Source organism: Halalkalibacterium halodurans, assembly GCF_004376175.1.
Lineage (GTDB): Bacteria > Bacillota > Bacilli > Bacillales > Bacillaceae_D > Halalkalibacterium > Halalkalibacterium halodurans.
On sequence record NZ_SNUY01000024.1, the window covers coordinates 21,240 to 44,380 of the forward strand.

Consider the following 23,141-nt stretch of genomic DNA (forward strand, 5'->3'; position numbering starts at 1 on the left):
GATATAGGCTGGAGTACATGATCAAGGATCTAAAGGAGAGAAAGATGAACCGTTCACTACCGTTTCCACTGTCAAAGCAGCAACAGTTCTTTGACCAGCTAGGGGATTATATTGGCGATGTTTTTTATGAAATGTTACCAGAGAAAGGCTATGAATTGCGCGATGAGCAAATTTTTATGGCGTTTCAACTCGAGCAAGCGTTTAAAAAGAGAGCCGTTATGTTTGCCGAAGCAGGGGTCGGCACTGGTAAAACGTTTGTTTATCTACTTTATGCAATCTGTTATGCACGTTATACAGGTAAGCCTGCGATTATTTCCTGTGCCGACGAAACGTTGATTGAACAGCTTGTGAAAGAAGAAGGAGATATTCGTAAATTAGAGCAAGCTCTTGGATTTGAGGTGGATGTTCGTCTGGCGAAAGCGCGAGAGCAATACGTTTGCATGCGCAAGCTAGACCCACTTGTCCAGCAATTCGGTGACGATGAGGATGTGACCCAAGTTCACGAGGAAATTCCATCGTTTGTGTTTAATGATTCACCCTCAATGCAGCAGTTTCGTCGTTATGGAGACCGAAAAGACTATCCGTGGGTGTCCAATGAAAAATGGGAACGAATGGCATGGGACCCTCTACAGCCATGCACGACCTGTGAATGGAGACATCGCTGTGGTCAGACGCTCCATCGCGATTATTACCGGAAAGCGACCGACCTGATCATCTGCTCCCATGATTTTTACATGGAGCATGTGTGGACGAAGGAATCACGAAAGCGGGAGGGACAGCTTCCTCTTTTACCAGAGGCGAGCTGTGTTGTTTTTGATGAAGGGCATTTGCTTGAGTTTGCAGCGCAAAAAGCCTTAACGTATCGTTTTCACTTAGCCACATTGCAAAACGTATTGACGAGTTTTATGGACCAGGATGTAAGAGAGAAGACCCTTTATGTTATCGAGGATGTTTTAGCCCTTCATGACGAATGGTTTCACATCCTTCAGACGACAGCGGTGCCAGTTGAGGGCTCCAACCGCAAGGAGGTACCGTTCGGTCCGGAAATGCTTGAGCAAGCAAAAGCGTTATACGGTAAAGTTCAGCAACTGCTTGAAGAGCTTGTCTTTGATTCCGAAATGTATGTTGTTGAAGAATATCATATGAAGATGATCGAGGAGCATTTAGAGTTCCTTAGCTACGGTTTATCGATCTTATTGAAAGAAGGAGACGGGATCTTTTGGCTTGAGGAGACAGAAGGGGAAACAACGTTTGTCATTATGCCACGACTTGTGGAAGATGTTCTTCGTCAAGAGGTTTTTTCGCTTAACATCCCGTTTATTTTTTCGTCTGCGACCTTATCGCAACGCGGAGATTTCAGCTATCTTGCCAGCGCATTAGGGATTGAAGACCCGCTCACTTTTTCTGTCGACTCCCCGTTCGATTACGAAAGGCAAATGCAAGTGAAAGGGCACATTACGGACGAAGAGATGAAAAAGTGGGAGGTCATTGGACAAGCACTACGCGAAAATGGTGGCAGTAGCTTGATTCTCTTCACATCACAGGAAGAGATGAATCGCTTTCGCCGGTGGGCAGAAAGCAGTGAATGGTCATTTTCGATTCTTTATGAAGGGGACAGAGAAATTAGCGAGCTTGTGAAACAATTTCAAAAGGAAACGGATACGGTGCTTTGTTCTTATCACTTGTGGGAAGGTCTAGATGTTCCTGGAGAGGCGCTCACGCAAGTGGTGATTGCATCCTTGCCTTTCCCGCCAAAGGATCCTGTTTTTGAAGCGAAACGTAAGCATGCCAGTGATCCAGAAGTTGAAGTGGATCTTCCGTATATGCTCCTACGGTTACGCCAAGGGATCGGCCGTTTGATTCGTAGCCATCATGATCATGGAAAGGTGCACTTATGGATGAGCACAAACGAGAAGCAGGCATACAGTGAGTCAGTAGCTGAAGTGGTACCCATTCCGATCGATTGGAAAGAGTGACGAACGAGTCGTCGCTCTTTTTTCAATAAGAAAAAACCGTTAGGAGTTTCTGTCATTTACTTAAAAGAACCAATCATGGAAATCTATGATAGGTAAAATATGCGTTGATTCATATTTTACAATTATTTATAATAAACTCTGTAAGCGTTTTCTATTCTTTATATTAAGAATAGTCTAAAATCAATCGGTTTTCTGGTGAAAGGGGCTGTTGACGTGTACGGAGTATTACTTGCAGCTTTAGGCATGCTCGTGTTTGCGTTAGGGTATCGGTATTATTCAAAGTTTATCGCCGAACGAATTTATCGCCTTGACCCTAATTTTGTAACGCCTGCCCATCAATTTAAGGATGGAAAAGACTTTGTCCCAACCAACAAGTTTGTTCTGTGGGGACATCATTTTACCTCAGTTGCTGGTGCCGCACCGATCGTAGGGCCAGCAATTGCGATTTATTGGGGCTGGCTACCAGCAATTCTCTGGGTCACCCTTGGGACGGTGTTTGCAGCAGGTGTTCATGACTTTGGGGCACTTGTTTTATCGGTTCGAAACAAAGGTCAATCGGTCGGAACGTTAGCCGATAAGCTCATCGGTCGTCAGGCCAAGCTGTTATTTTTATTTATTATTTTGATCCTTGTTCTTATGGTTAACGCTGTGTTTGCCTGGGTCATTTCCAACTTGTTTATCTCAAATCCTTCAGCGGTACTGTCCGTTTTTATTCAAATTCCATTAGCAGTGTGGATTGGCTACCATGTATACAAACGACAAGGAGGAATGCTCATCCCGTCCCTTGTGGCGCTGGCGGTGATGTACGTGTCAGCCATTGTGGCAAGCCGAGTACCTGCTTTACAAATTGACCTTGTCCGCTATTTTGGTGGGGAGGAAAACATCGTAGCTTTTGGTCTTGATGGGGTCGCTATGTCGTTCTTCGTCTGGATTATCGTCCTTATGATCTACGTCTACATCGCCTCCACATTGCCGGTTTGGAAGCTGTTACAGCCACGGGATTACATTAACTCCCATCAGCTCGTCGTCGGTTTGCTTATTTTATACTTAGGTTTGCTGTTTTCTAACCCAAAGGTTACAGCACCTGCTGTCAACGGTTCACCTGATACGTCATGGTTCCCGTTGCTGTTTATTACCATTGCGTGTGGTGCGATCTCCGGGTTCCACGGTCTCGTTTCTTCTGGGACGACATCGAAACAGCTGAATAAGGAAACAGACGCGAGGTTTGTTGGGTATTTAGGAGCAATTGGTGAGGGGCTACTCGCTCTCATCGTAATCGTCGCAGTTGCTACGTTCTTTGCATCGCCTCAAGCATTCTCCGAGGTGTACTCAAGCTTTGGTGCAGCAAATCAAGGCGGGCTAGGAAACTTCGTTCAAGCCGCAGGTCAGCTTGCGACAGGTCTCCTCATTCCGCAAGATATGGCGGCGACGATCGTGGCTGTGATCATCGTCAGCTTTGCCGCGACCACACTGGATACCTCTGTCCGCTTAATGCGATACATTATTGCTGAACTCGGTCAAGAATATAAGGTGCCAGCGTTATCTAAAACTCATGTGGCCACTTCAATTGCCGTTGTGTCAAGTGCGGCGCTCGTTCTTTTACCAGAAGGACCAAATGGATTTGGTTCAGGAGGTTACTTGCTTTGGCCACTATTTGGAACGTCAAATCAGCTTCTTGCAGGGATTACCTTGCTGCTAATAACGATTTGGCTGAAACGTCAAGGGCGTAACTATTTACCGACTTTGATCCCGATGGTTTTCGTTTTGTTTATGACGCTGTATGCTATGTTACAACAAGTCCTCTTTCAATGGTCACCATTTGGTGGTACGGGGACGAACATTCTCTTATTTACGCTAGGTTCAATTATTCTCGTATTTGCGTTCTGGATTGTCATTGTCGCCATCTCTGAAATTATGAAATCCAAGCCAAGGGATGATTCAAGAAAAAGTGCGTAAAGAACGAAAAGGAAGGGGTTAGTCTCACTAATCCCTTTCATTCATGTAGATGTAAAGGAAGGAGGGGAACCAATGGAGCAAAAGCTATCGTTAAAACGATTGTTCGAACTTTATGATGAAATGTTACGTGTTCCCCATCGAGCAGAAATTCATCGGGAGCTCCAAGATGAGGATGATTTGTTTTTGCTTCTCGTCTATTCAGAGATGCTAGGCGTGCCAAATCCAGCCTTTTATTATACGCTTGAACTTTACCCGTACATCATTGAAACGTTTCACGAATGGCATTTGCGGATGGGGATGGATAAGTCACCATTGCAAGGGATTCGTTGTTGCTAACTTAACGGAGAAGGATGGGTGCAAATGTCACATTTGTATACAAAGCACATTTATTTCATCGGTGGAAAGGGAGGCGTGGGTAAGTCAACGTCTGCTGCATCATTTGCTTGGCGTTGCGCTGAACGTGGAGAGAAAACGCTTCTCATTTCCACCGATCCAGCGCACAATTTAGGAGATCTATTTCATACAGAAATCGGCGCAAAGCATAAAAAAATAACGGATAATCTGTTTGCGACCGAAATTGATCCAGAGCAAGAAACAAGGAGATACATTCAATCGGTTAAGGATAATTTAAGGGGCATGGTGAAATCGACGATGCTGGACGAAGTAAATCGGCAGATCGATGCCGCCGCCGCGACACCCGGTGCAGATGAAGCAGCGATGTTTAATGCGATTTCATCCATTGTATTAGACGAACAAGGAACGTACGACAAGCTCGTTTTTGATACAGCGCCGACTGGACACACGATCCGTCTATTGACTCTTCCGGAAATGATGGGCGTCTGGATCGATGGGATGGTGAAAAAACGGAAAAAAATAAACGAAAACTATTCCAATTTGTTAAACGATGGGGAACCAGTAGATGATCCGATCTACGATACTCTGCAGCAGCGGAAAGAGCGATTTGCTGCCGTTCGAAACGTATTACTCGATCCGAAAAAGACGGGGTTCATGTTTGTTTTAATACCAGAGCGGCTGCCGATATTGGAAACGGAAAAAGCTGTCAAGCTCCTAGCAAAACACGATTTACATGTGGAGACATTAATCATTAATAAAATTTTGCCAGATGTAGCAGATGGCCAATTTTTAGAAAAAAGAAGACAAATAGAACAGCGATACTTGCAGCAAATTCACAACACTTTTCGCAAGCAAACGTTACTGCGCGTTCCGTTGTTTCCAGAAGACATCGGTTCAATTGAAGCGCTCTACCATTTTGCTCGTTATTTAGAACCGACAGCCTCATAAAATTTTTTGAAACTTCTTACGGTGTCTAACGTGACCGAATCAAGCTTGGACGCCGGCATCGTGGATCGGGTGTTTATGAGAGTCGCCGATGGATTTTTAGCGTTTCCTGATACGATTGTAGCCATTGTCTTAAGTGGTTTGCTTGGGCCTGGCATCGGCAATCTCGTCCTTGCGATCGTCATGGTGAAATGGGTCAGTTATGCCCGTCTTGTACGAAGTACGGTCCTGACTGAGGTGGAAAAAGACTATGTTGCGATCGCACGGATAAACGGTTTATCGTCAAGCAAAATTATGCGTAAACACTTATTTCCTCATATCGTTGGACATGTATTAGTAATGGCTACTTTGGACCTTGGAAAAATCATTTTGCTGATCTCAGCTTTGTCTTACATCGGGCTTGGCGCCCAACCGCCGACTCCTGAGTGGGGGGCGATGCTCAATGATTCTCGTCCTTATTTTCAGTCGATGCCGCAACTAATGATCTATCCTGGTCTCGCGATCGTCATTGTTGTGTTGCTTACCAATATGCTGGGGGATTACTTACGAGATTATTTTGATGTGAAGAAGGAGGTGGGACAATGATTTTATCTGTTGAGCAAGTGACAATTAGAAGTAAAGAAAACATCATCGTCGATCAAGTCTCCCTCCAAATTCGAGCTGGACAGTGGTTTGCTCTCGTCGGCCAAAGTGGGAGTGGGAAAAGTTTGTTGTCCCAAGCCATTGGACAAATGTTAGCCCCTAATTTGCAAGTGGAGGGAAAGATCTCATTCAAAGGACGAGACTTGTTTACTTTATCACGAAAAGAGATGCGAACCCTTCGTGGATCTAAGATCTCTTACATTTTCCAAGACTATCAAGGCTCTTTTACACCATTTCGTACAATTGCCCAACATTTTGAAGAATACCAAAAAAACCATACAACCCGTTCGGCTAAGGAACGAAAAGGCGAAGCCATGCGTGCCCTTCAATCGGTCGGTCTTGAGGAAATGCTCTATCATCGATATCCGTTTCAGCTAAGTGGCGGCCAGCTTCAACGGGTTTCGATTGCGCTCGCTCTCTTGCTTTCACCTGATTTACTAATTGCGGATGAGGCGACAACCGCTCTTGATAGTGTTTCTGGCCATCGGATCTTGGAACTGCTTGCGAGACGACAAAGAGAAACAGGCTGTGCCATTCTTTTTATAACCCATGATTGGCGCCATGTGAGACGTTATGCGGACCACATTGCTGTTATGAAAGAAGGGACAATAGTAGAATCAGGTAGGAAACATCGTGTACTTGATCATCCGAAAGATGATTATACAAAGCAACTGATCCAAGCAGCGCCTACGCTAGGACATGGATTGCCCTCAGGTTTGCCGGAGGTGGGGGAGGGGTGACGTTACTATCTGTCGACCATTTAGTGAAATCATACGGGACAGGAAAAGTAGCCATTTCCGATGTTTCCTTTGATGTAAATAAAGGGGAATGTCTCGGCCTTGTTGGGGAGAGTGGTTGCGGAAAAAGCACTCTTGCCCGTTGTTTACTACGAATCGAATCGATTGATCGTGGTTCGATTACGTTTAAACATCAATCAATTGAGCGCCTTAAAGAGCGGCGATTACGCCCGTTTCGCAAAGATCTACAGGCTGTATTTCAAAACCCAACGGCGGCCTTGAATCCGAAGCTTAAAGTGAAAGATTCCCTCCTTGACCCATACGACCAATACAAACAGGGGCTCAAGCTTCGTCATTTTAGCTACACGTCAAAAAACGCTTTTGTTAGACAGCTCCTAGAGGCGGTAGAACTTCCAAGCTCTTTAGCAGAGCGTTATCCTCATGAGCTGAGCGGGGGACAACGTCAGCGGGTTACGATCGCTCGAGCGATAAGTATAGAGCCAGCCCTGATCATTTTAGATGAACTTACAGCGAGCCTTGATGTGATTTCACAAGGGGCGATTCTCCGCTTGCTCTCAGACCTGCGGAACACGCTAAATGTAGCGTACTTGTTTATTTCCCATGACCTTGCCGCTGTGGAACAAATGAGTCAACGAATCATCGTAATGAAAGATGGCACGTTTGTCGATGAATTTCAGAGTGACCACTTATTTTCAGAAGGACGTCATCCGTATACGAAGGAATTGATCTCCATTTTTTAATCAATCATTCAAATGAGGAGCCAGCTTTAACCATAAGTCAAACGGATGGAAAAGGACTTATGACCTGAAAACACGAATAGCAGTGGGCATTTATCCCAACGACCACCTACTTAAGCAGGTGGTCGTTTCATTTTTGGGTAGCTTTCATGGACAAGTTTTCAGTATAATACGTAAGAAGAGATTTTCGAAAAGGGGATAGTGTATGCAACAATCCCGACAACGATTGTGGATGTTAGTGGCAACTTTAATTGTTGTAGCCATCATCTTAATGATTCTTTGCTATCAATCAGTAAAAATTGTGTTAAGTCCAGATACTGAACCAACTGACCGAGTCATCATGAGTATTTTTACGTCAGATAAACTGGTGGATCAGAGTTGGGGCAGCTTAGCCTATTTGGCTCAGCTCCATGTGGAGAAGAAGTTTCCGGTCGATATTGAACTTTATAGTGAAGTCGATACAATAGAGAAAATGGAAGAATCCTTGCATGCCTCCATAGATCGAAAAACGGAACTGATTATTGGGCACGGGCGAGAGTTTTCTGACTTTTTTACAAAAGTTGCACCAAGCTATCCAACTGTTCGATTTGTTACGATTCATGGAAGCGCAACTTATGAGAATCAAACGGTCTATACGTTTGAAAAGGGGAAAATTGAACTGATTGCAGCCCTTGCCGCTACGATGAAATCGAAAACGAGAAAAGTGGCACTCATCGATGCTTATGATGGACGAGAAGATGAGCCTTATTTTGAACGAGGCCTTGAAAAATATGCTAATGATATCGAGTTTTTTTATTACGTTGTAAACAGCCGCCATGATGGAAAGCAGGCGAAAGCAGTGATGGATAAATTAATAAAAGAAGGAGTTGACGTCGTCTATTCCCGTGGCAACGCGTTCAACCGAGACGTGATTCATTACGCGAAACAACATGACATCTATGTCATCGGCTTTCTTGATGACCAGTCGTACCTTGGTGAGGAGCACGTGCTGACAAGTGTATTGAACGATGTTACTCAGGCCTATGTTAAAATTATAGAAGATTATTTTAACGAGGAAGAGCCTTTTCCAAATGGGATCGTTATCCTCTCGGGAAAAGACGGTGTTTTTCGCTTGGCGCCTTTCGGGAAGATGTTTACAGAGGAAGAAAAAAAACGTTTACAGGAAGAGTTGGATCGCTACTATCGTGGTGAATTATAGATACATTACAGGCTTGGGGATATTTTATGAGAAATTGGTTCCAGTCTTTGTCATTTCGTAATCGGATTTTAGTTGTGCTATTGCTCATCACGTTATTGATGAGCAGCTTTTCGCTTGTATTAATAGCTTCGATTAGTGAAGTGAATGATGTAAGCAAAAAAATATCAAATGAAGGTGTTCCAGAATTGGCGTGGCTTACGAGCTGGCAAGAGGAGCTCGCCGTTAAAACTTTTTTGGTGGAATCGTACTTAAACGAGGAATGGTGTTGTGATCTTGTCGAGGAATATCAATCCATTCATTCAGATCAGGATGGCAACATCCCAGAGGCTTGGACCAGGCTTCCTTCTTCATTAGAAGAGATTAAAATGAGTATGGAGCGGCTCGATTTTGAGATGATTAACAACGTTCAAGGGCTGCTTGACTTTGGAGATGAGGAAGGAGCCCGTTCCTATTTACAAACTCAATTTTTGCCGCGAATCGAAGAAGTCGAACTAGAATTAAGTGAAGCGAGAAGTAACGTTCTTTCGACATTAAATGATCATTCTTCTAGCTTAACGACGATCATTCATCAATCGCTATGGCTTCTGTTTATCGTGACGGTGATGGTCATCGGATTCTCCATTGTTGCTGCCTATCGCATTAGTGGAAAATTAACAAATCCTCTTGAACGAATGGTCGACCAAGTGGATGCGATTTCGAAAGGTCAATATGGACTCTATCTTACATCAACTCCTCAGTTTGAGATGCAGCAAATGACGGTGGCCATAAATGAAATGTCCAAGCGATTAAAATCGTCGTTCGATACATTATTTAACGAAAAAAAATACCGTGAGCAAATTTTAAATTCGTTGCCAATCGGAATTATTACATTCGATCATCAAAGCAATGAACTCTCATTGAATACGGCTGCAAGACTTTGGGTGCAAGCATCTGAGTCTGATATTCTCTTGCGACAGGTTGAAGAAAATCAGGCGTTTTGGCAACTGTTTTGGTCGAATAGTATGTGTCAAAACGTGAAGGTGTCGTTCTCGAATTCAGAGGGGACTCATCAAGTGCTCGTCTCGAAAACAGAATTGTTTAATGATCAACAGATCGTCATTGGACAAATCTTTTATTTTATTGATATTACAGAAGTGGAAGAAATGGCTAAGCGCATGCACCAATCGGAGAAGCTTGCACTTGTAGGTGAAATGGCTGCTGGAGCTGCCCATGAAATTCGGAATCCACTTGCCGTGATCCACGGGTTTATTAGCTTAATGAAACAGACGATGCCTGATTCAAATGAAAACAAAAGCTATATGCCACTGCTATTGCAAGAAATTGATCGGATCAATGGTATCATTGACGAGATGCTTTTATTAGCAAAGCCAGGGGCACCAATCTTAAAGCGTGGAGATATAAAAGAAATGGCGGAGGAGTTAATTCCGCTGATTCGCCATTCATATGGACACGATGATCTCAAGATCGAAATGAAATTAGATTCAGCTGTGGTCATGATGGATCGGAAGCAAATGAAACAAGTGTTACACAATTTAATTAAAAACAGCATTGATGCGGTGGGGGGCACAGGGACGGTTACTCTTTATTCGAAAGTGGATGAGAGTGGTTGGTATCACCTCTTTATCCGTGATACGGGAAAAGGGATTCCTTCACACTTACAAGAGACGATCTTTGAACCGTTCTCAAGTTCAAAAGAAAGTGGCACCGGACTAGGCCTTACGATTGTTCAGCGAATCATTGAAAATCATCACGGATCGATCCAGTTGGTGGACTCCTCAGAAAATGGTACGACCTTTCAAATCTCGTTGCCGTTGGCGGATGATGCTTAAGCTGAATGAAAGACGGCTTCAGAAAAACATGAACAGAAAAGATTGTCACACGATACAACGAAGAGGGAGTGGTCATTCCCTCTTCGTTTACTTTGTCTAAGTTTGAGTCATAGGGATAATGGTCTCTTTTATGGCATTGAACTAGTTATCACTACAATCACAAATAAATGAATTTCCTCCTTACCCAATCTTTTTTCCTTCCCCATTTCATAGACTCAAGCGTACTCGGGTTATCCTCCAAATAAAAAAGTAGCACAAACCATCACGTTGGTATGTACTACTCAATGTTTATATGCTACTTAACGCCCGATAAACATTTGCGTCCAGTAATGACCGTAAGAGCCTCCACGTGCATAACCGACACCGATTTCGGTGTAATTAGATGAAAGAATGTTCTGACGATGCCCCGAACTATTCATCCATGCTTGGAATACAGCTTGTGGTGTGGATTGGCCAGCAGCAATGTTTTCACCTGATGAACGATAGCTAATGCCGAAATTGCGAATCATTTGATGTGGGCTACCGTATGTTGGGGATGTATGGCTAAAATAGTTGCGATCTCTCATATCCTCTGATTTAATGCGAGCTACCCGCGCCAACTCCCAATTTGATTTTAATGGTTTTAACCCATATTTTGCGCGCTCTTGGTTTACGAGTCTTACAACCTCCTCTTCAAAATTTAGATGAGCGCTTTTGGCTGGGATGTTTAGCTTTTGCCCTGGGTAAATCACATTTGGGTTCGAAACTTGAGGGTTCGCTTGAATGATTTCGGATACGCCGACCTGATAGCGAGCAGCGATCTTCCACATCGTATCACCTGAGACAACAGTATGTGTAGTGGAAGCCTCAGCCTTTTCCCCAATACCAAAGACACAGACAACAGACAACAATAAAATGATAAAAAATTGTGTTAAGTATCTCATGGTTTTCATCTTAATAGGTTACGTTTGAAAAGTATAGCGGGAATCGGTGGGCAAGATGGGCATTGCTACGCTGAAAGCAAGACATGGGAAGTGCTTGAAATAAAAGTAGCAAATTTTACGAAAATATTACTATAGGGTGACCGGTGTAATAAAAAAATTGATATTTTGTAATAAAGTGAGCGATTATTTTCTAGCAACCCATATGGTCCAACGGTCGGTTTCTTCAATGAATTCTTGGATTTGTTGATCGAGATAGTCAATTAACTTGTTCAATTCGAGGTCTGATAATGCGTGGAGGATCGAGCACCCAGTTCTAGCTCGGATCTCTTGCAGGAAATGTTGCTTGGATGATGTCTGTCTCGTTTCCAAAAACGTTTCTACCCGTTCGACCTCATACCCTGAGCGAATAATTGTGGAAGAAAGCATTTGAATTGTTGGCCGTCGTTTTCTTTCAATCTCTTGCAAGTGAGGAAATAGGTTGTAGTAATAGCCACGGATATGGGATGGACTTCCTTGCAAAAAGCAGTCCTCCGACGTGCGATCTTGTACGATCAACTGCCCATCATTTTCTAACAAGCGAAAGGCTTCAGAAAGGAAAGGTTCAACTTCATTCAATTGATGGATCAGAGCTCGACAATAAACGAGGGAGTAGTGACCAGATGCAAGTCCAGTAGCCTCAGCTTGCCCGTGGTGAAAAGGGAGAGTTGGGTGCAATTGTTTTGCCACCTCAAGTATAGGAAGGGAACTGTCTACACCTGTTACCGTATCAAACCCTTATGAAGTAAGAGCCCTTGTATAAATACCTCTGCCACAGCCGATGTCCACGGCATGTCCTGTTGGAGAATCAAGAAGGATAGACATCTTCTTGATCCATGAAACGTCAGCTCGTCTTGTTGCGTAACTATATTGGTAACGCTTGTCGTGAAAGTCAATATGATAACCGAACACCTCTTTTACCTATTATATACAGTCAATTCGGTAAAAAAGCTTAGAGTTTTCAAATCACAAGTGAAAACGGGCACAAATCATATAAAAAAAAGAGAACGAACAGAAGCTAATAGGATCTTAAGAAGCAAAGAAGGTGGAAAATCTATGAAAAAATGTTGTTTGAAAAATTCTTTTATTTTAAGATAGAACGAGTAGATTTTTGTTGAAAAATGCAATTGAAATAAAGAAAACTTTTATATTATTGGAGGGACTTATGGGAATTATTAAAGCTGCGGTAAGTGCAGTAAAAGGTGGATTGGCGGATCAGTGGCTCGAAGTTATAGAACCGCAGGGAATGAGCGATAGTACAGTGATGTCTGTTGGCGTAAAAGTGCGGCCAAAAGATCGGCGTAATCAAAATTTCAAAGGAACCGAAGCTACTGTTTCAAACGGTTCGATCATTCATGTGTACCCGAATCAATTTATGATGTTAGTCGACGGGGGAGAAATCGTGGACTATACGGCAGAGGAAGGCTATTATGAGGTGGACTTTTTTGGAATGCCGTCCATGTTTAATGGGGAGTTTGGCGATTCACTAAAAGAGACGTTTAATCGAGTGAAGTTTGGCGGGGTTCCATCGAAAACACAGAAGGTTTACTTTATTAATCTACAAGAAATTAAAGGTATTAAATTTGGGACTCGTCATCCAATTAACTATTTCGATAACTTTTACAATGCTGAATTATTTTTAAGAACTCACGGAACGTATTCAATCAAGATTGTTGACCCAATAAAATTTTTTATGGAGGCAATTCCACGTAATCAGTCGGTCGTTGATATTAAACAAATTAACGAACAATATCTCTCAGAGTTTATGAATGCCTTGCAGGCGGCCATCAACCAAATGTCAAGTGACGGGACACGCATCTCGTTTGTCACGTCAAAGGGAATGGAGCTAGCGAAATATATGGCGACCGTTTTAGATGAAGATTGGCGTCGGATGCGCGGGATGCAAGTGGAATCTGTCGGAATTGCCAGTATTTCATATGATGAACAATCGCAAAACTTAATCAACATGAGAAATAAAGGGGCGATGCTACAAGATCCTACCGTGCGAGAAGGGTATGTTCAAGGTTCAGTTGCACGAGGATTAGAGGCTGCTGGTTCGAATGAAAGTGGTGCGATGCAAGGCTTTATGGGGGTCGGCATGGGGATGCAAGGAAGTGGTGGCTTTATGGGCGCCGTTTCAGATGCTAATCGTCAGCAAATGCAGCAGGCTCAACAGTCGGGCGGACAACAGCAGGCAGCTCAAGATTCCAATAAATGGAAATGACGTTGCGGTCAGATGAACCATGGTCGCTTTTGCACCGAATGTGGAACAGCAAAGCCGAGTCCAAATCAGGAAGGCTGGACGTGCACGTGTGGACAACATAACACTGGGAATTTTTGTATGGAATGTGGCTTGAAAAAGCCTGAAGAAATGAAAGCTGTGACATGCAATAATTGTGGGTTTACGCCTCCACCGAATGTGGCTATGAAATTTTGTCCAGAATGCGGCCAATCGTTTAATGATTAGCGGTTTGATGATTTTAATCATGAATAGGAGGGGCGTACTTTGGGGGTCATTGTCTATAAATGTTTAAATTGTGGTGGGCCACTGGAATTCAAGGCAGAGTCTCAAAAGAGGGAGTGTGAATACTGTTTAAGCGATTTTAGTGCAGAGGACATGAAGCGCTTTGAGGATGAGCAAAAGTCACAAGCAGTGGCAGAAATGGATACAGAAACATTCGAAAAAGAGAAGGGACAAGAGATTGAATTTGTAGAAAAATCGAAGAGTTATAGCTGCAAAAGCTGCGGGGCGGAAATTGTAACGGAGGAAACGACGGCTGCAACTTTTTGTTACTACTGTCATAATCCGACGATCATTCCCGGACAATTATCAGGAGACTATCGCCCAGCACAAGTGATTCCTTTTCAAATTACGAAAGAACAAGCGGAAGAATCGTTCGTTCAATGGTGTAACAAAAAACCCCTTTTGTCCAAATACTTTACATTGCCTTCGCAACTCGAGAAATTATCGGGAATTTATGTCCCTTTTTGGCTCTTTGATTGCGATACATTAGGGAGCATTGATGCAGAAGCAACGAAATCACGATCGTATACTCGAGGAAATATGCGTTACACAGAAACAAAATATTATCGAGTGATCAGAGAAGGGAAAGCAGATTATCGAAAAGTCCCTGCTGATGGTTCAACAAAAATGGATGAGAAGCTCATGGGTGGACTTGAACCTTATGATTATGCAGATTTAAAGGATTTTTCCATGTCTTATTTATCGGGCTATCTAGCGGAAAAGTATGATCTCAATCAAAATGATGTGTACGGTCGAATATCGGATGTCATCCGGCAGCATACAAGCTCTCTGCTTCGGCAAACGATCAAGGGGTATGGGAGTGTTTCGATCAAAGATTCATCGTTTAATATTAAGAAAGTTGATGCGACCTATGTATTGCTCCCTGTCTGGATGTTCACATACCAATACAAAGGCAAGACGTACGTCTTTGCGATGAACGGGCAAACAGGAAAAATTTCCAGAAACCTCCCAATTAGTATGAAACGAGCTGCTGCATGGTTCGGGATTGTTACCGGAGCGTCGTTTCTCACGATGTTAATTGGAGGATGGGTATTATGAGTAATGTGGTCATGAAGCTATTTTATCGTATGGGTATCGCCATTATGTTACTTATTACATTCTCGAATCCGGTAAACAGTGCCACGCCTCATGTTTATGATCATGCTAAGCTCTTTACTGATTCAGAACGGGATGATTTGGAGCAGCAAGCAACAACACTTTCAGAACAGGTTCAATTGGATATTGCCGTAGTTACGATCGATGACAATGCTGGGAAAACAGCTGAGGAAAATGCAATGGACTTTTTTGACGAGCATGATTTAGGTTACGAGGATGGTGAAGACAGTGTCCTTCTTCTCATTGACATGGACGGTCGGGAAGTCTTTATATTGACGAGCGGGCTCGGGAGCAAATATTTAACAGATCAACGACTGGACTTAGTTTTGGATGACATCTATCCTTATTTATCTGAACAGAATTACACCTCTGCGGTGGAGTTTTTCTTAACAGGGGTCAACGAATACGTTCAACAAGGAATACCTGCGGGCCAACACACAGTAGTAGTAAGCGAAAAAACCGAAACGAGCTTAGCCTATAAATTATTAGTATACCTTGGTATTTCGAGCGTAATCGGGTTGCTGGTTGTCGGGGGAATGGCAACGAAAAATCGAAGCACGTCTAGTATAAGTAAGGGAACTTATTTGTTAAAAGATTCGTTTCGGTTGATTCGACACGAGGATCGCCACTACAATACGAAAGTGACAAAGCGGAGAATTCAGACGCAGTCCTCTAGCGGGTCGCGTCCAGGACGATCGACGGTCCGAAGCTCTAGTAGTGGCCGATCATATGGTGGCCGTGGACGAAAGTTTTAATAGAATGATTTTAGGTTTCAAAACCTTGAAGGCTTAAGTTTTCAAGGTTTTTTCGTGTGCCACTTTTGTATCAAAATGATCGTGATAGATTTCTGTTTTTCGTGCTTGTTGTCTTGCTTCGTAAACTTTTAGAAATCATGTGTTTCGGTTCAGGTATTTTTCTTTTGATGGCTTCGATGATTGGCGGATGTTGTATTCGTAAAATGCAGGATGTCTCAACCATTAGTCAAAACCAGCTAAAAGTTTAATAAAAAAGATTCACGCTTTGTTAACAGGGAATAAATTGGTAAAATGAAGGAGTGGTACGAGTGAATGGCGAATGATTAATGATGAGGAGGAGTAAAATGAAATTAGTAGATTCCATTTATGGTACGTATACGGTAGAACCTGTCATTTCGGAGCTGATCGATTCAGCGCCAGTACAACGATTAAAAGGTATTCATCAGGGTGGAGCGTGCTATTTAGTAAAACCATCATGGAATGTGACTCGCTTTGAGCATTCGATTGGGGTCATGCTCCTTATTCGGAAGTTAGGAGGCTCTCTTGAAGAGCAAATCGCCGGGTTACTCCATGATGTCTCTCATACCGCTTTTTCCCATGTGATTGATTATGTATTAGCGGAAGAGGAGGAAGACTATCACGAGCAAATTTACGAGCAAGTGATACGGGCTTCCGAGATTCCACACATTTTAGACAAGTACGGCTTTGACTTAGAACGAATCGTCCTTAATCATTCGTGCTGGACTTTACTAGAGCAACCCTCACCGTCTCTATGTGCTGATCGAATCGATTATACACTTCGGGATTTATACACTTATGGTCATATTAACAAACAAGAAGTGGATGATTTTATCGCTAATTTGATTGTTGTAGATGGAATCATTAGCACGTCTTCTGTTGCAGGGGCTGAGTGGTTTGTAAGAGCATACTACAAGGAAGTGATTGATTTCTTTTTAGATCCATTGAACGTATACGGTTCGTCTGTTTTAACATCAGTGCTAAAGAGTGCCGTTGAACGAAAAGCACTAGGCCTAGATGACTTTTTAAAAACAGACGAAGAACTCATGGAGCAATTACAACGATTGAACGATGACTCGATCCAAAAGCAGCTTGCTACCCTCCATCCACACGTTAACGTTCGCGAAAATGAAAATCACTACCATATTCATAAAACGAACAAGCTCCGGCTAATTGATCCTCATGTGTATCTAGATGGAACATTTCAACGAATATCCTCACTCTCTAAACAGGTGAAAAAGTGGAATGAAGAAGCTCAGAGACGAGCGGATCGAGGGGCTTATGTGGAGGTTTTGTCCTCGTAAGGTCATAGTTTAAACTTATTGAAGGGTATAATAAATGATAGCAGGTAATTAAAGGGAAAGAAGTAGGGTGATGAGATGATGGCCATTATACAGTTGAATGAATCTCACTATGACGAAGTTCTTAATCTATCAAGCTATGCTTTTCAATATCCATTGACCCAAAGCGAGAGACAAGAACGTGCGATTATTTTAAAGGAACAAGACATTTACGGTATTTTTCATGATGAACAATTGGCAGCAAAGCTACATATTTATCCATTCCAAATATGGTTTAATGGTCAGAAAATAGAGATGGGTGGTATTGCTGGTGTCGCAACGTATCCTGAATATAGGCGTCAAGGTTTTGTTAAAGATTTGCTGCTTCACTCATTACGAGAGATGAGGCGCAATGGTCAATCCGTTTCGATCCTCCACCCTTTTTCAATCCCATTTTACCGAAAGTATGGCTGGGAGCTTTTTTCTTATTATGTTTCGGTTGACTTTTCAGTTAAGGAGCTAGTTCTTATGGAGGAGCCCTCAGGATATATGAGGCGACGTACCGCTAAGGCTACGCTTGCAGAGCTTCGTACGATTTACGATGAATATGCAAAAACGTATTCAGGGATACTTGATCGCAAGGACTCTTGGTGGCAACAGAAGGTCGTAAACGATTGTGAAATAGCCATTTATTATACTAAAGAAGGAAGCCCTACTGGGTATATTCTTTATCAAGTGAAAGACGCAAAGATGATCATAGATGAGTTTGTAGCCCTCCAACATGAGGCTCGGCTAGGATTATGGAATTTTATTTGTCAACACGATTCAATGGTACAAACGATTACCATTACGTTACAAGAACATGATCCACTGCTATATACTTGCTTGCACGTCAAAGAGCGCATTGAACAAAAGCCCTTCGGCATGGTGAGGATTGTGGATGTTCAGCGTTTTTTAACACAATGTCCATTTTTATTGAAAGAGAATGACGAACCGTTGTTTTTGCATGTTTTGGATAAACAAGCACCATGGAATCGAGGGGTATTTAAATTGACGGAGGGCACTTGTACGAAAGTGGATGAATTTGCAGGGAACCGAGCGGTAGTCATTGAAATAAATCATTTAAGTGCGCTTTTATTCGGATACAAAACAGTGATTGATCTTTTAGCAATTGAAGCTGTAAACGGCCCAGAGGGGGAAATTGAACGGCTTGCGCGGATGATTCCAAGAAGGCGTCCGTTACTTTTTGACTTCTTCTAAACGTTACTGCAAGGGAGCTCCCTTGCAGTAACCATCGCTTTGCCTAAAAAACCGCACGTATTGTACGGCGGATGAAAATATAATTAATGCATATAAGGCAAGTTGTTTCCAAGAGAAGTAATAACATCTTGGCTCACAGCATCAAAGGAGCCAATCGTAAATACACCTAAAACTAATGTCGCAACAAATAAACCTTTTACCATTTTCATGAAGTATTTCCCCTTTCGTGTAGGTTTACAATTAGTATAAACGAAAAATGGGTGGAAAAAAAAAGCGAAAAGAATGAAAATACAGGGTTTTTACGCGATTTCTAAACCAAATTACGGAATTATCTAGTTCTCTTGTATGGGCTTATTAATATATTAATTTTTACTTGGAGGGCTATTATGGAGACATTATCGGTTGGACATAAAATTAAGACGCTTAGACAGTCCTTAGGGTTATCACAGCGCGATTTAGCTGAAGGGATTTGCACTCAAGCGTTAATCAGTCATATTGAAAAAAACAAAACGACGCCTACAGTTGATGTCTTTTTTAATATTGCCAAAAAGCTCGGAGCCCCAGCAGATTATTTCTTGGAAACGCATGACAATTCCTTAGATTATATTTTGGAAGTACAGTACCAAATACGGAAACAAGTGCAAGAGCACAATTATGAGGAAGCACTTAACATTATTAAGACAGAACAGAAAAATCCGATTTTTAACAACAGCAAATATTTGCAATTTTTATTGTGGCATGAAGCGATTTGTGAATATTCTCTAAACAAAAGATATAACGAAGCAGTGGAAGCGATTGAAGAAGCACTTAAACTTACTCATAAAGAAGGGAATTCTTATTCTGAGCGGGAAATTGAAATTTTGATTAGTCTCGCTAACTTTCATGACTCAGAGAAGAAATACAATCTCTCGACAAAAATCTACAAAGACATCAATGATTCTTTAAAGGCATTAAACTATCTATCCGATCGAAAAATTCAACTTCGATTTTTATTTAATTATTCGTTAAACCGAAACAATGTTAAGAGATATAAGGAAGCAATTGATTTGTGTAACAAAGGCATTATTCTTTGTAAGCAGCATGGATTTTTATATTCATTCGGAGAATTCCATTATCAAAAAGGGCAAAACTTGATTGATCTTGGACGAAAAAAAGAAGCAGTGAAGTTTTTAGAAAAAGCAAAAATGATTTTCGACATTCAGGACAACGAGTTGTTTGCTAACATTGCAGATAAGGAGATCAAAAAACTGCAAAAATCGCTAGAAATGACAGTTAGCTAAAAGGCTAACACCATAAAGCAAAAAACCTTTTCTTATGTTTACGACAGGGAAAGGTTTTTCTTATTTTCACTCGATCTCTTTGAAAAACTGTCCGATATATAGAAAGAGGGGATGAAAAATAGTTAGGGGTTATAGAAATGAGGTGAGGGGATTTGAACAACAAAGAGCGATTATTATATGTACAAGACATCTTGCAAAAAGAGACCGATGAGGAGAATGAGTTAACTCTTGAGCAAATTATGACAAAGCTTCATGCTGTCAAAGGTACGGAAGTCAATAAAAAAACGTTGCGTGATGACTTAAATACCCTTAAAGATTCTGGATTATTTCCAATTGTGGTCAAACAAGAAAAGAACGGAGTAGAGAAAACGTACCAACATCGAACGAAATTATTTACCATTCAGGAACTGCGCCTCTTGGCAGATGCTCTTACGACCGCGTCGTTCATCAGCAAAGAAGAGACTGAGCAAATGATTAACAAATTAAAAAAGCTAACGAGTCATAGGCTAGCAGAACATTTGGATAACCGACTAGTGGTACAGCCAGATCGAGGGAGTAGGGACGTTCAAGAGCTCATGAAGACCGTTCACTTACTCCATGATGTGATTAAACACGGTGACATCATTCGCTATCAGTATGGGCAACACAATCTTACGAAAGAATTTACGCTGCGTGAAAATGGGCGTTTTTATACATTAAAATCATATGCACTTATCTGGGATGATCAGAGGTATTATTTAATTGGGGAAGACGAAGAAGAAGGTCTGATTCGTTATGAACGGGTCGATCAAATGTATCATGTGGAACGAACAGGTGCACTTTTCACATGGCCTGAAAAGTTTGATCTTATGGAATGGCTTCACACCCACTCTTCTGTAATGACAGAAGAGAAAGAAGACTTGCAGCTTGAATGTCACCTAGATTCCTTGCAAGACGTATTCGATTGTTTAGGTCTTGATGTAACGATTCAACCGTTAACGGATGAGCGCTTTCTCTTGGCAACGAAGGCTGTCATAGACAAAGGATTGATGGATTGGCTCTTTTCTTTAGGTGGAAAGGTGAAAGTGATTCATCCACCTAAGCTTGCAGAAGAAATTCAACGGGAAGCAACGGCGATTATAGATCAATATCGATTGTTAGCAAATTCATGACAATAAAGTTCGATAGAGGGGGATCATATGGAACGCTGGGAAAAGGTTGGTATATTCGTTCGCGATCATGAAACGGTGACGTTGTTTACAGCTACGGAGCAAGAGACGGAGGAGAGAGATGAAGCTGACAGGCAATACAAATGGATTTACTCATGTTATGGACGGAATGGAAAAGTGAATACGTATAGTCAAGAGGAAGAGCACTTGCTAGATGTTATTGATCAGTTTCATGACAAAGGGTTTTGGGCGTTCATTCCGCTCATAATCGATAAGGACCATACTTATTGGGTAAAACGAGAGATGAATCGAAAATTGGAGAAAATGTGGAAATCACATGGATAACCATTCAAGGGAAAGGTGATGTCAATTGGGCATCGCCTTTTTGTATGCAGGATTTAAACAAATGGTTACCCGAAGGTATATTGTTAAAACGGGGAGGGTAAATGTTTCTGCTTATCATTCAATAACGAACGTCTATAGGGCGTGCCACAATGAAGATAAAACTTTTCTGGAGTCTACTATAAAGGTGATTGCTTACATTAAGAATCAAAGTCGTAAGTCTACCAGCATCTTTTATCGCTTGTTTTTCTTGTGTTTTTATTTTTGTATGATTTATAATAGTGAAAAACTATTATTCGGACTATTGTTCTGAATATCAGAACAAAGGGGGCGGTTTACATTCAAATGAAAAGTACAGTAAAGATTCTTCCACTAGGAGAGTCGGCTTTGCTGGTTCAATTTGGAAAAGAGATAGATCCTCATGTTCAGCGAAAAGTGGATGCCTTTATGACCTTGCTTGAAACGCAGCCATTTCTAGGGATGCTTGAATGTGTACCATCCTATACGAGTGTTGCGGTTTATTACGATATTTTAAAAATAGCGCCCTTGATCGATCATGGTTCCACAGCATTCCAAGTTGTTCGAGAACTTGTTAACGAAAAGCTCAAACAGATGAACGAAGGAACGGTGAAGAAACGAAATATCATAGAAATACCTGTGTGCTATGGAGGGAGCTATGGCCCGGATTTAAAGGAGGTTGCTCAGCATAATCAGCTTAGCCTAGAAGAGGTTGTGAATATACATGCGAGCAAGGAATATTTAGTGTATATGATCGGCTTTGCTCCTGGATTTCCTTATTTAGGGGGAATGTCAAAGCGAATCGCAGCTCCTCGGAGGAAGGAACCGCGGACGCTTATACCAGCTGGTTCTGTCGGGATTGCTGGCGAACAAACAGGTGTTTATTCCATTGACACACCTGGAGGTTGGCAAATCATTGGAAAAACCCCACTCTCTTTATTTCGACCAACAGCAAAACAACCAAGTCTTTTGCAGGCGGGGGACTTTGTTCGCTTTCAACCAATTACAGAGAAAGAATTTATTCGTTTGGAAGGTGAGGAGGCATGAGCATGACAATTTTTCGACCAGGTCTGTTAACTACGATTCAAGACCTTGGTCGAACGGGGTATTTAAAGTACGGTGTCATTGTTAGTGGCCCGATGGATGAATATGCTCACCGAATGGCCAACCTACTTGTCGGGAATGATGAAAAAGCGGCACTTTTAGAAATGACATTTATCGGTCCGACGATTCAATTTACGTCTGATCAGCTGATCGCGATGACAGGTGGGGACTTGTCTCCTACGATTGACGGCCACTCCGTACCGATGTATCGTCCTGTATTTGTAAAAAAAGGAGCCGTTCTATCTTTTGGACGTTGTAAAACAGGCTGCCGATCCTATTTAGCGATTGGCGGCGGAATCGATGTACCAAAGGTCATGAACAGCAGGAGTACCTATCTTCGTGCAAAAATTGGTGGTTTTCAAGGAAGGGCGTTAGTCGAAGGAGATGAACTTATATGCGGAGCTCCACCGGAGCAGACAGAAAGACTAGTGAAAACATGTCAAAAGGGAATCGTCCATTCGTTCGCGACAACTAAATGGAGCGTCGTATCTTCGCAACGGAGTAGGGATGGAGCCGAAAAGGTGGTACGGGTAACCGTTGGTTCACATTATGAACAGTTCTCAGAGGCTAGTCAGCATAAGTTTTTTTCCGAAACGTTTCAGGTTACTTCAAAATCGGATCGGATGGGTTATCGTTTGAAAGGCCCAACTCTTGAACGTCTAGAAGAACAGGAGTTAATCTCGGAACCGATTTCGGTTGGGACGATTCAAGTGCCTGCTGACGGAAACCCAATCATTTTGATGGCTGATCGGCAGACAACAGGGGGCTATCCTCGAATCGCCCATGTCATTGCCGTGGATTTACCGATTATTGCACAAGCCAAGCCTGGAGCAGCCATTCGTTTTCAACAAGCGTCGCTAAAAGAGGCAGAGCGACTATACATACGACGAGCACGTGAATTTAACGAGCTTAAGACAAGCATTTATTTACAAACACGCTAAA

Annotated in this window: 20 protein-coding genes and 2 pseudogenes; 19 read left to right on the forward strand and 3 right to left on the reverse strand. The window is 42.2% G+C overall.

Annotated features, from left to right (window positions below; genetic code table 11):
* Positions 1-44: 44 nt before the first annotated feature.
* The 9 genes and pseudogenes from E2L07_RS09665 (at position 45) to E2L07_RS09705 (ending at position 10,395) form a co-directional block, all read left to right on the forward strand.
* Positions 45-1,976, forward strand: a complete 1,932-nt coding sequence (locus E2L07_RS09665) for an ATP-dependent DNA helicase (RefSeq protein WP_134229460.1) — start codon at positions 45-47, stop codon at positions 1,974-1,976.
* 213 nt (positions 1,977-2,189) lie between these two features.
* On the forward strand, positions 2,190-3,932 hold the full coding sequence (locus tag E2L07_RS09670; RefSeq protein WP_083445548.1) for a carbon starvation CstA family protein: 1,743 nt from the start codon (positions 2,190-2,192) through the stop codon (positions 3,930-3,932).
* A 72-nt stretch (positions 3,933-4,004) separates the two neighbouring features.
* Entirely contained in the window at positions 4,005-4,268 is a 264-nt protein-coding gene (locus tag E2L07_RS09675; protein WP_134229461.1) for a cory-CC-star protein, read from the forward strand.
* A gap of 24 nt (positions 4,269-4,292) precedes the next feature.
* Positions 4,293-5,234: an ArsA family ATPase gene (locus E2L07_RS09680; protein ID WP_053431290.1), complete on the forward strand. Its 942-nt coding sequence runs from the start codon at positions 4,293-4,295 to the stop codon at positions 5,232-5,234.
* A 54-nt stretch (positions 5,235-5,288) separates the two neighbouring features.
* Positions 5,289-5,816: pseudogene (locus E2L07_RS09685) on the forward strand (ABC transporter permease); the annotation flags it as partial.
* Positions 5,813-6,613, forward strand: a complete 801-nt coding sequence (locus tag E2L07_RS09690) for an ATP-binding cassette domain-containing protein (RefSeq protein ID WP_134229462.1) — start codon at positions 5,813-5,815, stop codon at positions 6,611-6,613. The pseudogene E2L07_RS09685 and the gene E2L07_RS09690, both read left to right, overlap by 4 nt.
* On the forward strand, positions 6,610-7,371 hold the full coding sequence (locus E2L07_RS09695) for an ABC transporter ATP-binding protein (protein WP_134229463.1): 762 nt from the start codon (positions 6,610-6,612) through the stop codon (positions 7,369-7,371). Before E2L07_RS09690 ends, E2L07_RS09695 begins: the two co-directional genes overlap by 4 nt.
* A gap of 202 nt (positions 7,372-7,573) precedes the next feature.
* A complete protein-coding gene (locus tag E2L07_RS09700; protein WP_233443890.1) occupies positions 7,574-8,566 on the forward strand; it encodes a BMP family ABC transporter substrate-binding protein in 993 nt (330 codons plus the stop codon).
* Positions 8,567-8,592: 26 nt separating this feature from the next.
* On the forward strand, positions 8,593-10,395 hold the full coding sequence (locus tag E2L07_RS09705) for a sensor histidine kinase (RefSeq protein WP_134229464.1): 1,803 nt from the start codon (positions 8,593-8,595) through the stop codon (positions 10,393-10,395).
* Between the two features lie 299 nt (positions 10,396-10,694).
* Here the strand turns inward: E2L07_RS09705 and safA are convergent, their stop codons facing one another.
* Both safA and E2L07_RS09715 read right to left on the reverse strand, forming a co-directional pair.
* Positions 10,695-11,318 carry a SafA/ExsA family spore coat assembly protein gene (safA, locus tag E2L07_RS09710; protein ID WP_134229465.1) on the reverse strand — a complete coding sequence of 208 codons (624 nt, stop codon included), beginning with the start codon at positions 11,316-11,318 and terminating at the stop codon, positions 10,695-10,697.
* Between the two features lie 183 nt (positions 11,319-11,501).
* A pseudogene (locus E2L07_RS09715) lies at positions 11,502-12,071 on the reverse strand (methyltransferase domain-containing protein); the annotation flags it as partial.
* 448 nt (positions 12,072-12,519) lie between these two features.
* Here E2L07_RS09715 and E2L07_RS09720 point away from each other — a divergent pair.
* From E2L07_RS09720 to E2L07_RS09740, 5 genes are all read left to right on the forward strand, one after another.
* Positions 12,520-13,578 (forward strand): SPFH domain-containing protein, encoded by a 1,059-nt coding sequence (locus E2L07_RS09720; protein WP_243854938.1) that lies wholly within the window; start codon positions 12,520-12,522, stop codon positions 13,576-13,578.
* Positions 13,579-13,860: 282 nt separating this feature from the next.
* Positions 13,861-14,937: a TFIIB-type zinc ribbon-containing protein gene (locus E2L07_RS09725; RefSeq protein ID WP_134229467.1), complete on the forward strand. Its 1,077-nt coding sequence runs from the start codon at positions 13,861-13,863 to the stop codon at positions 14,935-14,937.
* Positions 14,934-15,749 carry a TPM domain-containing protein gene (locus E2L07_RS09730; RefSeq protein ID WP_166740053.1) on the forward strand — a complete coding sequence of 272 codons (816 nt, stop codon included), beginning with the start codon at positions 14,934-14,936 and terminating at the stop codon, positions 15,747-15,749. The genes E2L07_RS09725 and E2L07_RS09730 overlap by 4 nt, the downstream gene beginning before the upstream one ends.
* 344 nt (positions 15,750-16,093) lie before the next feature.
* A complete protein-coding gene (locus tag E2L07_RS09735; protein ID WP_134229469.1) occupies positions 16,094-17,071 on the forward strand; it encodes an HD domain-containing protein in 978 nt (325 codons plus the stop codon).
* Between the two features lie 75 nt (positions 17,072-17,146).
* Positions 17,147-18,307, forward strand: coding sequence for a GNAT family N-acetyltransferase (locus tag E2L07_RS09740; protein ID WP_134229470.1), 1,161 nt, complete (start codon positions 17,147-17,149; stop codon positions 18,305-18,307).
* A gap of 83 nt (positions 18,308-18,390) precedes the next feature.
* Here E2L07_RS09740 and E2L07_RS21520 read toward each other — a convergent pair whose 3' ends face one another.
* On the reverse strand, positions 18,391-18,516 hold the full coding sequence (locus E2L07_RS21520; protein WP_010897974.1) for a hypothetical protein: 126 nt from the start codon (positions 18,514-18,516) through the stop codon (positions 18,391-18,393).
* 177 nt (positions 18,517-18,693) lie between these two features.
* Here E2L07_RS21520 and E2L07_RS09745 point away from each other — a divergent pair, with 177 nt between their 5' ends.
* From E2L07_RS09745 to E2L07_RS09765, 5 genes are all read left to right on the forward strand, one after another.
* A complete protein-coding gene (locus E2L07_RS09745) occupies positions 18,694-19,587 on the forward strand; it encodes a helix-turn-helix domain-containing protein (RefSeq protein WP_134229471.1) in 894 nt (297 codons plus the stop codon).
* A 152-nt stretch (positions 19,588-19,739) separates the two neighbouring features.
* Positions 19,740-20,738, forward strand: coding sequence for a helix-turn-helix transcriptional regulator (locus E2L07_RS09750; protein WP_134229472.1), 999 nt, complete (start codon positions 19,740-19,742; stop codon positions 20,736-20,738).
* 27 nt (positions 20,739-20,765) lie between these two features.
* Complete coding sequence (locus tag E2L07_RS09755) at positions 20,766-21,080, forward strand: hypothetical protein (RefSeq protein ID WP_134229473.1); 315 nt, start codon at positions 20,766-20,768, stop codon at positions 21,078-21,080.
* 342 nt (positions 21,081-21,422) lie between these two features.
* Positions 21,423-22,142: a 5-oxoprolinase subunit PxpB gene (gene pxpB / locus E2L07_RS09760; RefSeq protein WP_134229474.1), complete on the forward strand. Its 720-nt coding sequence runs from the start codon at positions 21,423-21,425 to the stop codon at positions 22,140-22,142.
* Positions 22,139-23,140 carry a 5-oxoprolinase subunit C family protein gene (locus E2L07_RS09765; RefSeq protein WP_041820523.1) on the forward strand — a complete coding sequence of 334 codons (1,002 nt, stop codon included), beginning with the start codon at positions 22,139-22,141 and terminating at the stop codon, positions 23,138-23,140. Before pxpB ends, E2L07_RS09765 begins: the two co-directional genes overlap by 4 nt.
* The last annotated feature ends 1 nt before the right edge of the window (position 23,141 follow it).

Excerpts from the sequence above, each read along its gene's own strand:
- E2L07_RS09665 (WP_134229460.1), top strand. The coding sequence starts at position 45 with ATGAACCGTTCACTACCGTTTCCACTGTCAAAGCAGCAACAGTTCTTT.
- E2L07_RS09675 (WP_134229461.1), top strand. The coding sequence starts at position 4,005 with ATGGAGCAAAAGCTATCGTTAAAACGATTGTTCGAACTTTATGATGAA.
- E2L07_RS09680 (WP_053431290.1), top strand. The coding sequence starts at position 4,293 with ATGTCACATTTGTATACAAAGCACATTTATTTCATCGGTGGAAAGGGA.
- E2L07_RS09690 (WP_134229462.1), top strand. The coding sequence starts at position 5,813 with ATGATTTTATCTGTTGAGCAAGTGACAATTAGAAGTAAAGAAAACATC.
- E2L07_RS09700 (WP_233443890.1), top strand. The coding sequence starts at position 7,574 with ATGCAACAATCCCGACAACGATTGTGGATGTTAGTGGCAACTTTAATT.
- E2L07_RS09705 (WP_134229464.1), top strand. The coding sequence starts at position 8,593 with ATGAGAAATTGGTTCCAGTCTTTGTCATTTCGTAATCGGATTTTAGTT.
- safA (WP_134229465.1), bottom strand. The coding sequence starts at position 11,318 with ATGAGATACTTAACACAATTTTTTATCATTTTATTGTTGTCTGTTGTC.
- E2L07_RS09720 (WP_243854938.1), top strand. The coding sequence starts at position 12,520 with ATGGGAATTATTAAAGCTGCGGTAAGTGCAGTAAAAGGTGGATTGGCG.
- E2L07_RS09730 (WP_166740053.1), top strand. The coding sequence starts at position 14,934 with ATGAGTAATGTGGTCATGAAGCTATTTTATCGTATGGGTATCGCCATT.
- E2L07_RS09735 (WP_134229469.1), top strand. The coding sequence starts at position 16,094 with ATGAAATTAGTAGATTCCATTTATGGTACGTATACGGTAGAACCTGTC.
- E2L07_RS09740 (WP_134229470.1), top strand. The coding sequence starts at position 17,147 with ATGATGGCCATTATACAGTTGAATGAATCTCACTATGACGAAGTTCTT.
- E2L07_RS21520 (WP_010897974.1), bottom strand. The coding sequence starts at position 18,516 with ATGAAAATGGTAAAAGGTTTATTTGTTGCGACATTAGTTTTAGGTGTA.
- E2L07_RS09745 (WP_134229471.1), top strand. The coding sequence starts at position 18,694 with ATGGAGACATTATCGGTTGGACATAAAATTAAGACGCTTAGACAGTCC.
- E2L07_RS09755 (WP_134229473.1), top strand. The coding sequence starts at position 20,766 with ATGGAACGCTGGGAAAAGGTTGGTATATTCGTTCGCGATCATGAAACG.
- pxpB (WP_134229474.1), top strand. The coding sequence starts at position 21,423 with ATGAAAAGTACAGTAAAGATTCTTCCACTAGGAGAGTCGGCTTTGCTG.
- E2L07_RS09765 (WP_041820523.1), top strand. The coding sequence starts at position 22,139 with ATGAGCATGACAATTTTTCGACCAGGTCTGTTAACTACGATTCAAGAC.